General features: G+C 67.6%; 8 protein-coding genes and 3 pseudogenes. 4 read left to right on the plus strand and 7 right to left on the minus strand.

The window, feature by feature from the left end; genetic code table 11:
- Positions 1-69 precede the first annotated feature (69 nt).
- From ACFCZ1_RS22215 to ACFCZ1_RS22225, 3 genes and pseudogenes are all read right to left on the minus strand, one after another.
- A pseudogene (locus ACFCZ1_RS22215) lies at positions 70-440 on the minus strand (DUF4158 domain-containing protein); the annotation flags it as partial.
- A gap of 244 nt (positions 441-684) precedes the next feature.
- Positions 685-1,107 (minus strand): TauD/TfdA family dioxygenase, encoded by a 423-nt coding sequence (locus ACFCZ1_RS22220; RefSeq protein ID WP_376680006.1) that lies wholly within the window; start codon positions 1,105-1,107, stop codon positions 685-687.
- Between the two features lie 831 nt (positions 1,108-1,938).
- Entirely contained in the window at positions 1,939-2,532 is a 594-nt protein-coding gene (locus ACFCZ1_RS22225) for a hypothetical protein (protein WP_376680007.1), read from the minus strand.
- A 537-nt stretch (positions 2,533-3,069) separates the two neighbouring features.
- Here ACFCZ1_RS22225 and ACFCZ1_RS22230 point away from each other — a divergent pair.
- Positions 3,070-3,360 (plus strand): annotated as a pseudogene (locus ACFCZ1_RS22230) (hypothetical protein); the annotation flags it as partial.
- A gap of 234 nt (positions 3,361-3,594) precedes the next feature.
- On the opposite strand, the gene ACFCZ1_RS22235 reads toward ACFCZ1_RS22230, so the two are convergent.
- The 3 genes from ACFCZ1_RS22235 to ACFCZ1_RS22245 all read right to left on the minus strand — a co-directional run bounded on the left by ACFCZ1_RS22235 (position 3,595) and on the right by ACFCZ1_RS22245 (position 8,239).
- Entirely contained in the window at positions 3,595-3,942 is a 348-nt protein-coding gene (locus ACFCZ1_RS22235; protein ID WP_376680008.1) for a hypothetical protein, read from the minus strand.
- A gap of 643 nt (positions 3,943-4,585) precedes the next feature.
- Positions 4,586-5,416 carry a barstar family protein gene (locus ACFCZ1_RS22240; RefSeq protein ID WP_376680009.1) on the minus strand — a complete coding sequence of 277 codons (831 nt, stop codon included), beginning with the start codon at positions 5,414-5,416 and terminating at the stop codon, positions 4,586-4,588.
- Positions 5,417-5,725: 309 nt separating this feature from the next.
- Positions 5,726-8,239, minus strand: a complete 2,514-nt coding sequence (locus tag ACFCZ1_RS22245) for an IPT/TIG domain-containing protein (RefSeq protein WP_376680010.1) — start codon at positions 8,237-8,239, stop codon at positions 5,726-5,728.
- Between the two features lie 1,115 nt (positions 8,240-9,354).
- Here ACFCZ1_RS22245 and ACFCZ1_RS22250 point away from each other — a divergent pair.
- The 3 genes and pseudogenes from ACFCZ1_RS22250 (at position 9,355) to ACFCZ1_RS22260 (ending at position 13,563) form a co-directional block, all read left to right on the plus strand.
- Positions 9,355-10,800, plus strand: a complete 1,446-nt coding sequence (locus ACFCZ1_RS22250) for an oxygenase MpaB family protein (protein ID WP_376680011.1) — start codon at positions 9,355-9,357, stop codon at positions 10,798-10,800.
- A 1,321-nt stretch (positions 10,801-12,121) separates the two neighbouring features.
- A pseudogene (locus ACFCZ1_RS22255) lies at positions 12,122-12,679 on the plus strand (ISL3 family transposase); the annotation flags it as partial.
- A 389-nt stretch (positions 12,680-13,068) separates the two neighbouring features.
- Positions 13,069-13,563 (plus strand): transposase, encoded by a 495-nt coding sequence (locus ACFCZ1_RS22260; protein ID WP_376680037.1) that lies wholly within the window; start codon positions 13,069-13,071, stop codon positions 13,561-13,563.
- Positions 13,564-13,627: 64 nt separating this feature from the next.
- Here the strand turns inward: ACFCZ1_RS22260 and ACFCZ1_RS22265 are convergent, their stop codons facing one another.
- Positions 13,628-14,230: a DUF6000 family protein gene (locus tag ACFCZ1_RS22265; RefSeq protein ID WP_376680012.1), complete on the minus strand. Its 603-nt coding sequence runs from the start codon at positions 14,228-14,230 to the stop codon at positions 13,628-13,630.
- Between the last annotated feature and the right edge of the window lie 48 nt (positions 14,231-14,278).

The raw sequence follows: 14,278 nt of genomic DNA on the forward strand, positions 1-14,278 counted from the left end.
TCAGTGGCAGATTCCTGAGCGGGACGACGCACCACACGCGACAGTTGAACACGCGAGACGTACGGAACTTCGACCCCACTCCGGATCGTCGTACGGGTGGTAGCCGTAGGCATCCCGGATCTCCCACGCGTGCTCGTACACCGTCTTCGGCCGCTCGGTGTACCGCTTCACGCACGACGGGTCCTCGATATCGAGCTGCGTGGCCAGGTGCTCGACCACCGGCCACGGCACCGCGAGCGGGTCCTCCAGAAGCAGCCCCACGTACCGGACCGTGCACATCTGAAGGGCGAAGCCCAGCCGGTGATGCTGCGTACGCCGCACACGATCAGATCCCGGCCGACGTCATCCAGGAAGCAGAACCGCTCCAGCTCAGGTCTCGTCGGCCCTCGGCTGACCTGCGGGTTCTCTGGCAGCTTGCATCCGAGGCGGTCTTCTCGCATCTGATGCGAGTCGCAGAGAATGGTGGAGCAGTGGGGGTTCAACGGTTCCAACCCAGGCGCGGCGAGAGTGCTCCTGGTAGACGGGGCCGCATTGCTGCGGGCGGGAGGAACAGGTCTTCACGGCGATGCTGACCGGGTTCGCCAATCAGCAGCTGGCCCAAAACGCGACCGTGGAAGGCCGGGGAGAACGCGGGGAAGACGTTCACCGCGTACGTGAACACCTGCCTGTGGGACAGGACGCTGGTCAGCGGGCGAGTATGTGGCCGTCGTGGGGGCGGTGGTCGCGGGAGCGGCGCAAGTCGATGGTGAGGTAGGCGCGTTGCAGCCAGCGGTCTGCTCCGTCGTAACGGGGGTGGAAGGCGGTGCGGCCATGGACGGTGACGCGGTTGTCGATGATGACGAGGCCGCCCGGATTCAGGCGCGGGGTGCGGGCGGTCGCCTCGCAGGCGCGGCCGAACTCGGTCAGCGCCGCGGCGGCCCGAGGGGTGAGCGGGGTAGTGACGAGTTGGGCCATTCGTATGTCGAGATCCTCGACCGCTCCCGACAGCACCGGTCGGGGCTCGACGTCGGGCTTGCTCGCGGCAGCGTCGGGGCCGAAGGAAGGTGGTGGTGTGGTGATGAACTCCGGTGCGAACAGGGCCTGGCGACTGGCTGGGGCGCAGCTCATCGACGGCTGCCTGACCGCGACCGGGCTGACCGCTGCGCTGCCGTGATCGTGTTCGACATCCGCAGGTCCTGGACGCATCAGCGAAGGTCGCGTGGTCCGCGAGCGACGATCGGAGGGCCGCCGCCCTCTGGCAGGACGACCAGGAACCGCCAGAGGTCGTGCTCAACGTTCGCCAGTCCGATTGTCGCCGCTGACGCGAAAGCCTCGGCAGCGGGCCCGACGCCCTCGGTCAGCCCGTCGATCCTCGCGTAGAACTTTGCCAGATCTGCGGAGCGGCCGTTGATCCACAAGCGAACCCTCGCCCCCGTACGAAGGGCGGCGAGTAGCTCATCGCGCATCGTGCCCGGAGCCGAGTCCAGGACTCGACCGTGAAGGCGCTCCTGGGCACAGGGCAGGGTCGGGGCCGCGTCGGCCTGCTGACGGCACCGTCGACACGACTGCAGCGCGTCGGGAATGAAAAGATGCAGATAGAGAGTGGTGTGCCGTGCCGATATGCCACACAGCGTCCCGCGCGCGCCTACCGCGTGCTCGACACCAGGGGCTCCGTTCACCTCGCAAGCACCGAAGCGAGCCGGCTCCCGTGCTGCTGCGAACGACCAGCCATCATTTGGGACCTCGATCACGCGGACGAGCATGCCACAGCGGCTCCTCCATCCGGCCCTGCCGCCGACATCACGAGTTCAACCTGAGTAACTCGCCTCTCCCTCGAGAAGCGCCGCTCCGGCGGGTACGCAGCCCTGGTCTGGCCTCCCAGCATCCCGGCGAGTTCTCTGGCCGGTCCATCTGTCGCCCTTTCGCCTGCTGTCCCGCTGTTCTGCTGTTTTGCTCCGCTCAGTCGTCAAAGTGGAGCTCAGGTCGGGTCCAGAGGGTGAGGTCGCTGCTGGTGGCAACCGCCAGGGTCAGGCCGGAGGGAGAGAACCCGGCTGCGCGGAGTTCTGAGTACTCGGAGTGGAAGACGTGCCACCACGTCCCTCCCGCCGGGCCTTTGTGGGACCCGCCGTCGGCGGAGAGGATGACGCGGTCGTGGGGCCACTCGGGGCTGACGACGTCCAGGGTCCAGCCGTCTGGTGTGGTGCTGTGCAGGCCGCCGCCGAAGAGCCCGGCGATTCGCACCGGCGTGCCCTCGACCGGGCCGAGCCCGGGGCAGGTGAGCTCCGGCGACGCGTCCGGAGTACTGGAGTCGGGGTCTGGGTCCCGGTCGCGGGCGATCTTCTCGCCGGTGACCGCGTCGAAGAGTCCATGGCCGTCGCTGGACACGACCATGACGAGGTCGTTCCCGCTGTCGGGATGGACGGCGAAGCCAATGCCGAGCAGACCCCCGATGGGGGACCTGTGGTCCAGCACCTGCTGCCACGGCTTGGGGGCCGGCATGACGGTGGCGGCGATGTAGCGCTCGCGCAGCTTCTGCTGGTACTCCGTGATCAACTCGTCTCCTCGGGGCTGTCCGGGTCGAGGGTCAAGACCACAAACGATCTCAAGGGAAAGACGCGACCGCATCCGCGCCCCTATGGACCGCATCCGGAGCGGCACCTCGCAGGTCTCCAACGGGGCCCTCACCAGCGTGGCCTTGGCCCAAGAAGCCAGGTGCCCCGAAACGCGCTCACCCAGCGGCAGCTGGACCTGAAGAAAGAGTTCTACGAGCGCGTCCGAGAACGCGGCGCCACCCCCGACGCCGAGCGCACCTCAGGGTGACCGTCGTGAATCTCAAGGAGACGATCACCCACAAGAACAAGGAACTCCGGCAGCTCCGCACTGATGTCCCCGCGCTCGTGCGCGCCGTAAACCAGCTCACTCTGGAGAAACAACATCTCCGTGAAGGGAGCGCGGCGCCTGGATCGAACGTAGTTCCGTTCCGTAGCCGACCGGGATCCCGGCCCGACCGGTGAACCCGGACCAGCTCCCCGGCTACGTGCGAAACGGCCTGTTCTCGTATACGACGAACGGATATGTAGCTGTCACGGCGCCGACCGAGGCTACGACCACGACGTCTACCGAGACCAGGTCCGGGCCCGCCGGATCCTCCCCGTCATCGCCCGACACGGCACACCTCACGGCAGCGGCCCGGGCGTCTACCGACGGGTGATCGAGCGCACCTTCGCCTGGCTCCACGGCTTCACACGACTCCGCGTCCGCTGGGAGCGACGGACCGACGTCCACGAAGCCTTTCTCAGGCTCACCTGCTGCCTGATCACTCGCCCATCGCCAGATCAACTCATTGTGTTAGGAGTTCTTGGAGGGCGGTACGTGCGCTGATGCCCGTTTTGGAATGGGTACCTTCGGTGTTCTTCGCGATGATCGGCAGGTCGAAGGCCTGGCAGAGGTCCCGCGCTCGTAGCGGCCGGTCAGTGTCAGCGGAGACGGCCAGGATCTGCTGGTAGGGGGGTGGTCCGGGGTTCCGGCGGCGGGCTGCGGGGCCGACCCGGAGGCGAGATCGCTTACCAGCCCAACGACCACCACATCACGTTCCACGAACAAGATCACAAGATGCTAGGCCCAGATGTATTCCTCAGCAATCGCGCCGTCGAGCCACTTGGCGACAGTTACCATCCGGCCTCCGCCTTCGAACTCGCCGACGACACACGTCCACGCCCCGGACCCAAAAGCGATCGGGTGGGATGTGATCTGAGGCGGCGTGCCCCCCGCTGATTCGACATAGGCCTTCATGGCGTCGATGTGCTGCTCAATTCCGTGAGTCGGTGCTTGACCCTTCCAGTCCACCACTACGTCGTCGGTGTGGTGGTGGGCAAACACGCCGTTCCAGTCGGCGTTGTTCCATCCGATGAAGTCAAGATCATCCATGCCCTTGAGGTTGCCTTCGACCTGGTCTTCTTGCATGTGTCACTCCTTCCCTAGGCGAACGAATCCCCGGCCTGCGGCCGGAAACCCACGAAGAGGTCGGATCGCCTCCGCGTCGATGTCGATTTGAACACGCCGTTCCAGTCGGCGCCTGTCCGGAACAATCCAACACCGCGTTCCCCGAATGCCGACGGCGAGCATGCCGCAGGGGTCTGACAGTCCTGGCTCCCGGGGCACGTGTTTGCTGCCGCTGTCAGAAGGACACGATTGCGGAGCAGAGGGAGCTTGGCCCGTCCGAACATCGGGACATCTGGCGTTGATCATCTTGACGTGATTGACGCGGCCTTCGACGGGGCCGGAGTTCCAGCGTGTGCCAGGCCCTGGAGCACGGCGTCCCAGTCTTTGAGGTGATGGCCGGGGCGGGTTTGAAGGATTGCCGCAAAATCACGGACATGCGCGTGGAGAGCCTTCAGCTCAGGGCAGTGAGCAAGACGGCGGCGGCGAAGTGCTGGCGTTCCTCGTCGCCCAGGTTCCCGGGGTGCCGCATCATCCAGCCGGTGACCCGGCGGATTCCCCGTGGTGCGGGTGGAACGACGCGGATGCGTCGGCGGCGCCTCGGTCGCAGATAGGCCTTCCGCAACCGCGCACAGGGCAGAGACGACCTTTGAGGCATGGGCTCCGGTCACCGCAGGACGACACGGACGCCCCGCTCCTCGAAGATCTCCAGGAGCAAGTCGAACACGGCAGCCTTGTTGGCACTGGGCGACCTGCTGTCCATCAGATGGGCCCTGGCCTCCGCCGAGGATTCCCATTGCAGGGTGAACGGAGTGGTGGCGCCCCAACCGCCTCTCAGGCAGTCGGCCAAGGCGTCGAGGTTCCAGCCGAAGTATCCGCCGGGGCCGTTGACGGCTTCACCGATCGCGCAATAGAAGCTGTCTATGTCGACGATCCTGTGGCCGTCCAGTGCGAACACCTGACCGGCGGGAGCGTCGGCTCTCCCCTGACGCTGATACATCCGGGACCACAGCGCGACCGACAGCCACGCTCGTCGATCTGCGGCGGAAAGGCCGTGCCAGATGCCAGTGCGATTGATGCGACCCGCGTGCAGCAGATTCCACACCCTGTCCGCTCCGGGCAGTGCTTGATGACACCACAGGGTCAGTGTGAGATCGAGGAGTCCAGGCTCAAGGGCGGAGGGCTGGACTTCGACGACCGTTACATCGTTGACGAAGTAGGACCCCACGGTGGCACCCTCGGCATCGAGGAACTCGAACCAGGCGTTTCCTGCCACCGCTCGACGGCTGCCAACGTGGTCAAGACTCTTGCCAAGGCCACCTTGGGGCGAGCAGCCGGCCAGATGGACACGGCGCGTTCCCGCTTCGTTCGGCAGAGGTGCGAACAGTCCTTCGGCCTCGCGAGCAAAACCCCAGAAGTCGGCCTCGTTCTCGTCCGACCTCAGGGCGTACTTCTCGCCTTCGGCGCCGCGGTCTGATGTTCGTCTCGCAGTCTGCATAAGAGCGGTGATCCTATCTGCGAAGCAGTCCTCCGTAGTGACGAGTGGCCCCATTCCCCAACGAACTCGGTCGCCCTTTGACGACTCGCATATCGCCCAGCGACCCGTGAGAGTGAAGTGCAGAGAAGGACAAGGATCAGGAGGCGGGACACCACCGAAGCGATCGTCGGCGGCCGCCTGCGGGCACCTGGGGGAGGGCGTGCGGTTCTCGGCGGCCTGGGGGAATTGCGACGTCCTCGACACCTGCAGCGCACCGGCCCGTCCCCTGTCTCGGGGGCCGGGCCGCTGCGCTTCGACGGGCGGTGGGTGTCAGCGCAGGGTGAAGGGTGCCACGTGGGTCGTGGTGTCGGCTCCGCTGATGGTGAATTCGAGGTTGTAGTTGCCGTTCGGCAGGTTCTGGGTGCTGACGGGGAGGCTGTAGGAGGAGAGGAGGTAGTTGAAGCGGCCTGTGACCGGTCTGGTGACGGGGCCGGTGATGCGACTGGCCGTCAGGGTGATGTTCGAGCTGGAGAGGTTGTTGCCGTTCGCGTCGCAGATCCGCAGGCTGATGATGACCTGGCCGAGCAGCCGGGTGGGGCGACTGGGGTCGTAGAGCAGGCAGATCCGGTACGCCACGTTGTAGGTGACGGCCTTGGTGGACGGGTTCGTGGCGATGTCCGTGGCGTTGACCGTGAACGAGCGCGAGCCGAGGGTCGAGGTGTTGATCGGGCTGCCGTTGGGGACCGTCCCGGTGCAGCTCGCCACGCCCGAGGTGGCGTCGGTGCACGAGTAGGACGCGGTGACCGGCTGGCGGTACAGGTAGGTGCCGGCCACGGGGCGCACGATGGTGATCGTCGGCCCCGCAGTGTCGAGCCGCACTGTGATCGTCTGTGGTGCGGAGGTGTTTCCGGCGGCGTCGGTGGCGGTGTAGGTCACCACGGTGACGCCCTCGGCGGTGATGGCCACGGCGGCGGCCGCACCGGGAATGTCCGTGGACGCGATCGGCTGGGCGCCGCTCGCACTGTAGGTGATCTTCAGGACGCCGGAGCCGCAGGACCCGTCAAGTGCCCCGATGTTCACGTTTGCTGGGCTGGTGGTGTTCCAGCCGGCGCTGTTCGGCGGGGGTGAGATGGTGGCGAAGGTCGCCGGCGCGGATGTGTCCGCGTCGTACGTGAAGCGGCCGGCGCTGGTGATCGGGCTGGTGCCGTTGGCGTTGGCCACGGTGACGTCCACCGTGCCCCGCGCCTGCGGGGGTGCGTCCGCGGTCAGTTCCTCAGGCCCGACGACGTTCACGTTGGTGGCTGCCACGGAGCCGAACTTGACGCCGGCACCGGAGGTGGGGAATTCGGTGCCGCGCACCGTCACGGTGTTCACGCACTGGGCGAGTTCGGGCGCATGGTTCGGGGTGACGCTGGTGACCGTGGGAGGGGAGAGCGTCACGCGGTCCATCGCGGTGCCCCAGTCGCCACCGAAGAGCCCGGTGGTGGCGATGGCGCCGATCTGCTGCACCGTCCAGACGTCCTTGGGGTTGCTGGGGTCGCGGGCGGTGCCGGAGTAGTCGCCCCAGCGAGGGGTGCCGAGGCAGCGGCATGCGTAGGGCTGGGTGCCGGCGGCATAGAAGTCGCCGAACGTCCTGGCCGGGAAGTTGCCGGCCGGTACCGCGATGGCGACCGCCGTGGGGAACATGGTGGAGGACGAAGCGGTGAATCCGGAGAACAGGTCGTCCTCGTCGTTCAGGGCCAGCGAGCCGTAGTAGATGTCACCGCCCACCATGCCGAGGTCGAGGTTGGTCACCAGGGCCTGCGTACCGCCGGTTGAGATCTGGATGTAGCGCTGGCAGACGTGGACCGCGGTGTCACCGACTGGGGTGCAGCTGACGTTGAAGAGACCCCACAGGCGGTTGTTCTGCCAGGCGACCGACAGCATCCGGTCGTCGTTGGTCTCGATGCTGGCGTCGCCTCCGGCCGGCTGGACGGCGTCCGGCGGCGGTGGCGCGGTTCCGATGGCGACGGTGTTCTCGGTCTCGGTGACAGGGCTGACACCGGGGACACCGGTGATGGTGGTCACCACCACGTCGGTTCCGTCGTGCTCCATCGCGAACTGGTCGTTAATCCCCGACAGGGAGGTGGCCGGTACGACCTCGGCCCTGGTGTTGTCCTGGGCGAACGTGGTGGTGGTGACCGAGGAGCCACCGGCCAGGAGCTCCGCCTTGTTGACGACCGCGGTCACCTCGCCCAGGAATGCCTTGGGGGTCGTGGCCAGGTTGTAGTTGTTCCAGGTCAGTGTGACCTTGTCGTTGGTGTACCCGAGCTTGGGTCGGTCGTGCTGCACGTTGCCGGTGTTGGCGGCGACGATGTAGACGGACCAGCCTCCGCGGGGGTCGGAGGTGTCGCTGACCGCGACGTCGACCTCGTCTCCGCCGGTGAGGAGTCCCTCGTACGCGGCGAAGAAGCGACCCGACCCCGCGTCGTAGTGCACACGCGGGTCACCACCCGAGTCCGCAGCGAACCCGAAGAACGTACCCAAGTCGAAGACGGCACCGACACGGTTACCGGCCTTGTCGTAGATCTGGCCCGACCGGTTGGTGAACTGGATGATGTGCGTCGGCCCGACAGCCAGCTGCGTATCGGAGGGAGCGGTCTGCGCGGGACCGGCGTTGTCGGCGTTCGCGAGCGTGCGAAAGGTCTTCAGCCGCTCGATGACGGCCGTGGACGGCGCCGCCTTTGCAGATTCCTTCGCCTTCGCGGCATCCCGTACCAGGGCCGCGGTGGTGACCGGCAGACTAGCCTCCCGCCTCGGACCTGCGGGTGCGCGCCGCTTCGGAGGCGGCAGAGAGGGCTGCACCTGCGGCTTCCCGGTGCTCCGGGGCCGTGGCAGCGACCGTACATCGACGCGCCGCTTCAGTGGGGCCCTCCTCAGCGCCCCGTCCCCGTCGGCCTGTGCCGGGGCGGCGGCCGCACGCGAGGTGCTGGGACGTGGTTCGGCGGCCGCCCCCGCGGCCGGGGCCATGGCGGTGAGCGTGACCGTGAGCGCGAGAAGCAGTGCGCGCGGCCAGCCGTGTGCCGGTCGGAGCCCTCGGTTCGCTTCGGGACGCCGTGTCAACGACATGGGCTCGCCCCTTGAGTCCGCTGTGGAAGGCCGGTTCCGCCTGTAGATCGCCGATGGCCGGTCGTGGTTCTGCGGTAGCTGCTGTTCATGGGTCGGTGTCTAGCGGACGGATCCCCAGCCGCGCTTCGGTCTGCGGCTCGGCGTGCCGATGCAGTCCCCCTCACGGGCCTATGACGGGTTCGGCCAGGTCCGGCTGCGGCCATCGGGCTGACGGGGCGGGGCGAGGTGCAGTGTCGTTTCGCCGGTGCAGCGGCCTCATCGAGCGGGTGAACCGGGTACGGGGGGCCTGTTACTGACGGTGTGAAGGCCGAAGCGGCCGGACCCAGAACGAGGTCGCAGTCAGGGCCGCGCTGATGGCCGAGCGCGGGAAGCAGCGTCGACGGGGACAGAAACGCGCACGGTGACAGGGGCCGTTTACGCGTGCGCGGGGAGCAACGGCTCGTGGACAGCACCCTTTTGGCGGGAATCTGCATCACCTGACCTTTGCCCGGTCGCTGTTTGGCACATGACCTGTACGGCGCGGTCTCCATCCGGCCGGGGGCAAGCCCGGCAACCAGGTGCTGAAACAGGAGTGCCGTCACGCGCCGAGCCGACTCCGGTCCGGCCCGCGGCTGTGGGGCCGTTGGTGCCGGAGCGCGTTGCGCTGGGTCGCGAAGAGCAGCAACGGGGGTATGTCACAAGGGCCGAGATCAACCGTCGCCCAGAACCCTTGGGTTGTCCCGGATGGGTGAATTCGGGAATCCGGCCGCTCCCGGATGTCGGTAAGGCCGTTGGGCTGGGCGGATAGCCGGATGATCGCTCTTCGGTCGTCCCCTGCCCATTCCTGTGCACGTGCTTGAGGAGACGTTCCCTTGGCTACCGCTGATCTTCCTGGTCCTGATTCGCTGCTGCGCCGCACGCTGGGGGAGTGGCGGATCGGGTTGGTGGCGTGGCGGCTGCTGGTTCTGCAGACCGCGGATCCGGCGGTCGCCGCCGGCATGGCCAACTTCTCCACCTACCGCGCGCACCCGTGGCGGCGTATCGAGCACACCATGGACAGCGGGAAGCGGCTGTTCTTCTCCGACCGTGAAGGGCTGCGTCGTGAGGTCGCCCGTCTGGAGCGCACGCACCGCCGTCTGGCCGGGACCGACGAGCAGGGTAGGCCGTTCACGGCGATGGACCCGGCGGTGCGGGTGTGGGTGCTGGTCACCTTGTACGAGTGCATGACGGCGATGCGGGAGCTATCGGGACGCCCTCTGGCTCCGCTTGAACTGGAGCAAATGTACGGAGAATTCCGTACGGTGTGTGCCGAGTTCGGCCTGTCCGACGACCTGCTTCCGGCCACGGCCGCGGACGTGCCCGCGTATGTGGACCGCACGATCCGTGAGCGCCTCGAGTACAGCGAACCCGTCCGCTACCTGCTCTTCGACATGCTCCGTGAGGCACCCGCACCCCGTCGCCTCGGCCACCTGAAGCCGGCCTGGCCGCTCGTACGCACGGTGGCCGCCCACGTGATCGGTGCGCTGACCATCGCGGACCTGCCGGAAGCCTTCCGTGAGCGCTTCAGCTTGCCCCGCACCCGCCGCGCGGCTCTGTTGTCCTTCATCCTGCACCGCAGTATGCGCGTGCTGATGAATGTGCTGCCTGAGCACCGCCGCTATCGCACCCCCGTGGCCGGAATCCCCTCGACGCCGCAGCCTCCCACCGCCTCCACCGACTTTCCTTCCGAGCCGGAGACAAGCCCCGTCCGGCTTCCCGCACCACGCCGCCGCAAGCGTACCGATGGCCGCCCGGCGCGTCTGCGGACCTTCTTCCGCCAGGTCCTGGACCAGACAGGCGACGGCCGCATCAGCTCGGCCGATCTGCAGGCCATGGCGCACAACGTGTGCTGGCCGCTCGAACTCGCCCCTGAACGTGAAGCCCCCGTCTATGCCGCGTTCGAGACCTGGTGGCGGCAGCTGCGGACCGGCATGGATGCTGATGAGGACGGACAGGTGACCTGCGAGGAGTTCGTCACCGCCATGCTCACGGGAATCGACTCCGAGCCGTCCTACCTTGAGCAGGGACTGCATGTCGCGGTGCGGGCGGTCTTCCAGGCTGCGGACACCGACGGCAGCGGACACCTGTGCGCCGATGAATACCGAACGATCTTCGGCGGCTCCCGGGTCCACCCCGCCGAACTCAACCACGGCTTCCGCCAGCTCGACCACGATGGAGACGGCCGCATCACCGAAGGCGAATTCGTCCAGGCCTTCACCGACTACTTCACCGCCCGCACCGACAACACGGCTGGCAGCCAGCTCCTCGGGCGCCCGTAGTCGTGCGGGCGAAATGCTGGGTGTGGCCACTGATGGAGCCAGACCGTGCCAGGGTCGAGCACCAGGTCGCCCATCGCCATCCGAGTCTCGTAGCCAGTGCTTGGAGCACCGGGGACTGAGTCCCCCTCACCCCGGAACTCTGGCAGGCAATGAATACGGCAGGGGTTCACGCCACCACCGGCTGGGGCCGCACCACCATCCCGATGATCCTCGGCACCCCCGACGCCACCGGCGACGGCATGCCCGACATCCGGGCCGTGGACACCCTTGGCAACCAAAGGCTCTACCAAGGCGGCACCGCGACCCTCGGCTCCGCATCCAGCAGGGACGAGGACGGCTGGAACACCTTCCTCACCATCGGACAGAAGCCCAGCAGACCCCACAACGGCGCCCGGCCGGGACACGGATCCCCGCCGGGCGCCGCCATGTCCCCGCCGGCACGCCGCCGGGGCCGGTCAGCGTGGTGCGCAATGCCTGGACGCCGCCGCGCCTCGCGGGATAGGGCAAATGCGGGCCCTCTGCCGCGGAGTGTCCGCCCTCACTCGGTACCCGCCTGCCTCAGCGGCGCAGGAGCAGGGCTCCCCACATCGCCTGCGTGCGACGGGAGCGGTAGGAGAGCCTCGGAACGCCTGGTGGTGCCAGGGAAGTCCGAGTGTGTAGCCGTCGAGGTGACGGAATTGGGCCACGGATTCGCTGTAGCGGCCCTGGCGGAGCAGGAAGTACGCGAGCGTGTGGCGAGCCCACGTCAGTTCCGGGTGGCCCTCGGCTGCGGCGGCGTCCTCAAGCGCCGCGTCGACCAGGGCGACCAGGTGCGGGCTGCGGAAGGCTTCCGACTTCAGTCGTTCTTCGGCGCTTCGCACCCCGGTGAGGGCCGATCGATACTTCCGGGTCCTACATAGAGCATCAGTTCCGCAGTTGTTCCACGTTGCAGCTCTTGGGTGCTGCGGTCTGAGCCCCACCGCACGTATGCGAAGTTCTTTCCGTTCGCCTGAGCGCTGGCGCGTGCGAGTTCCTGGGCATTGGCTTTGTCCATGAGAACGGGCTCTGGCCACAACTTCTGTGATGCGGCCACTCTGAGTGACAGCCAGGCTCCTTCGAGCCGTACGCGAAGTCGCCCGAAAATGGTTCGTGTGCAGGGTGGTTGGGCTGACAGTTCGGGGCCGTGGAAGAAGTCGTGCTCCGGCTGAAGGAGCTGTTGTTCCCGTCGATCGCGGACGTCGCGGTGCTGTCGGTAGGCGTGAACATCGAGACAGTGCGCGTTGATGCGCAATGCATCGCGGACGGCGCCGTGTGCCCGGTCTGCGGAGTCTGGTCGAACCGAGTGCATGGTTCCTACCTGCGGTTTCCCGCTGATGTGCCGAGCGGTGGCCGAAGCGTTGTTCTCCAGCTCAGGGTCCGTCGGTTCATCTGCGGGAACTGGGGGTGTGCGCGCCGTACCTTCGTCGAGCAGATACCCGGCCTGACACGCCGGCACGGTCAGCGGACCGAGCGGTTGCGCTCCACCCTGGCCGCGGCCGGTCTGGCCCTCGCGGGCCGGGCCGGAGCCCGCATCGCCCGCGTTCTCGGGGTACCCGTCAGCCGCAGCAGAGTGCTCCGCCTGGTCGACGTACTCCCCGATCCCGAGGCCCCCGCGCTGCGGGTGGTCGGCGTCGACGAGTACGCCACCCGCAAGGGCCGCCACTACGGCACCGTTCTCGTCGACATCGAGAGCCGCCGCCCCGTCGACCTGTTGCCGGACCGGGAGGCGTCCAGCCTGGCGGTCTGGCTCGCCGACCGGCCAGGCGTTGAGATCGTCTGCCGCGACCGGGCGCCGTTCTTCGCCGAAGGCGCCGCCGCCGGTGCCCCGCAGGCCATTCAGGTCGCGGACCGGTGGCACCTCTGGCGCAACCTGAGCGAGGCCGCAGAGCGGGCAGTCGCCCAGCACCGCCAGTGCCTTCGAGCCCTTGTTCCTGCGACCCCCGAATCCGAGTCTGGGTCGGCCCCACAAGAAGAAGAGTCCGGTTCACCGTGGCCGACCGGGCACCGGTTCGCAGACCGCACTCGGGCCCGGCACGCCGCCGTTCACGCACTCTTACAGGCAGGACACAGCCTGCGTTTGGTCCGGCGGCAGCTCGGCATGGCCTGGCACACGGTCAAACGGTTCGCCGACGCCTCGACGCCGGAGGACCTGTTCACCGGGCAGTGGCAGAACCGGCTCTCGGTCCTCGACGACTACAAGCCCTACCTGGACGACCGCTGGAACGAGGGCTTCACCAACGCGTGGAAGCTGTGGGAGGAGATCGTGCCGCTCGGCTACAAGGGCAGCTACCAGCGCGTCCGTGCCCATCTGCACAAGAAGCGCACCTCACCGCGACCTGTGACCGCCCGGCCGCCGTCGCGCCCCGCACGGTCTCCGGATGGATCCTCAGACGCCCGGAAACCCTCACCGAGCCCGACCAGCTCCAGCTCCAGACCGTCCGCGACCAGTGCCCCGAACTCGACGCCCTTACCCGTCACGTCCGCTCCTTCGCGACCATGCTCACTGACCGCCAGGGCGAGCGTCTCCCGGAGTGGCTCGACGCCGTTCGACAGGACGACCTGCCCAGCCTCCACACTCTCGCCGCCGGCATCGACTGCGACCTCGACGCCGTCATCGCCGGATTGAGCCTGCCCTGGAGTTCGGGCGCGGTCGAAGGACATGTCAACCGGATCAAGATGCTCAAGCGCCAGATGTTCGGGCGGGCAGGCTTCCAACTTCTCCGCAAGCGCGTCCTACTGGCGTGACGGAGGGTGGCCGCGTCACAGACGTTGAGCCAGAGTCTTTGAAGTGAACAAAAGCCAACGGGGGTCAGGTGTCGGCGCATTCGTCGATGACGGCGCAGGCGAGGCGAATGCCGCCCAGGTAGGTGGAGATGCCGTCATCGCCGTGCATGTGAGGCGCGTCCTGGAACCACTGCGGCCACAGGCCGCCCTCCTGGAGGAAGCGGCTGGCCCGGTCGCCGTGCAGGACGGAGTCGGTGTACGCGAGGGCGCCCATGGCTGTGGGCTGGTCGTAGGCGAGGTCGGGCCGGCGCAGGTAGCGATCCAGGTAAGCGGCGAGCAGGTCGGCGTCCCATGCGGTGCCGAAACTCGCCAGCGCCACGCAGTAGGCTCCGCCCGCGCAGCAGACCTCGCTCTCCAGCAGCAGTGCTCCCAGACGCTCGCGGAAGTGATCACGGCGCGAGACGGCGGCGAGCCATGCCGCGGTCCGCCGCTCGCGCCAGCTGCCTTCGAAGAGGATGGTGAGCTCGGCGTCGGAGACAGCATTCGCATCAGCGGCCAGGGCATGAACGAACGGCTCGTACTCCTCGCGCGGCATACGAAGTACCGCTCCGCCGAGCTTCAGGTAGCGGCGCGCGGGGGCGCAATAGCGGCGGAACAGAGCCTGTATCTCAGGGTCGTGGCGGATCACCACCCCATCCTCTCGCAACAAGCACGCAGCTGAGGGCGTGGGGCGGAA

The organism is Streptomyces sp. NPDC056224 (assembly GCF_042267665.1).
Lineage (GTDB): Bacteria > Actinomycetota > Actinomycetes > Streptomycetales > Streptomycetaceae > Streptomyces.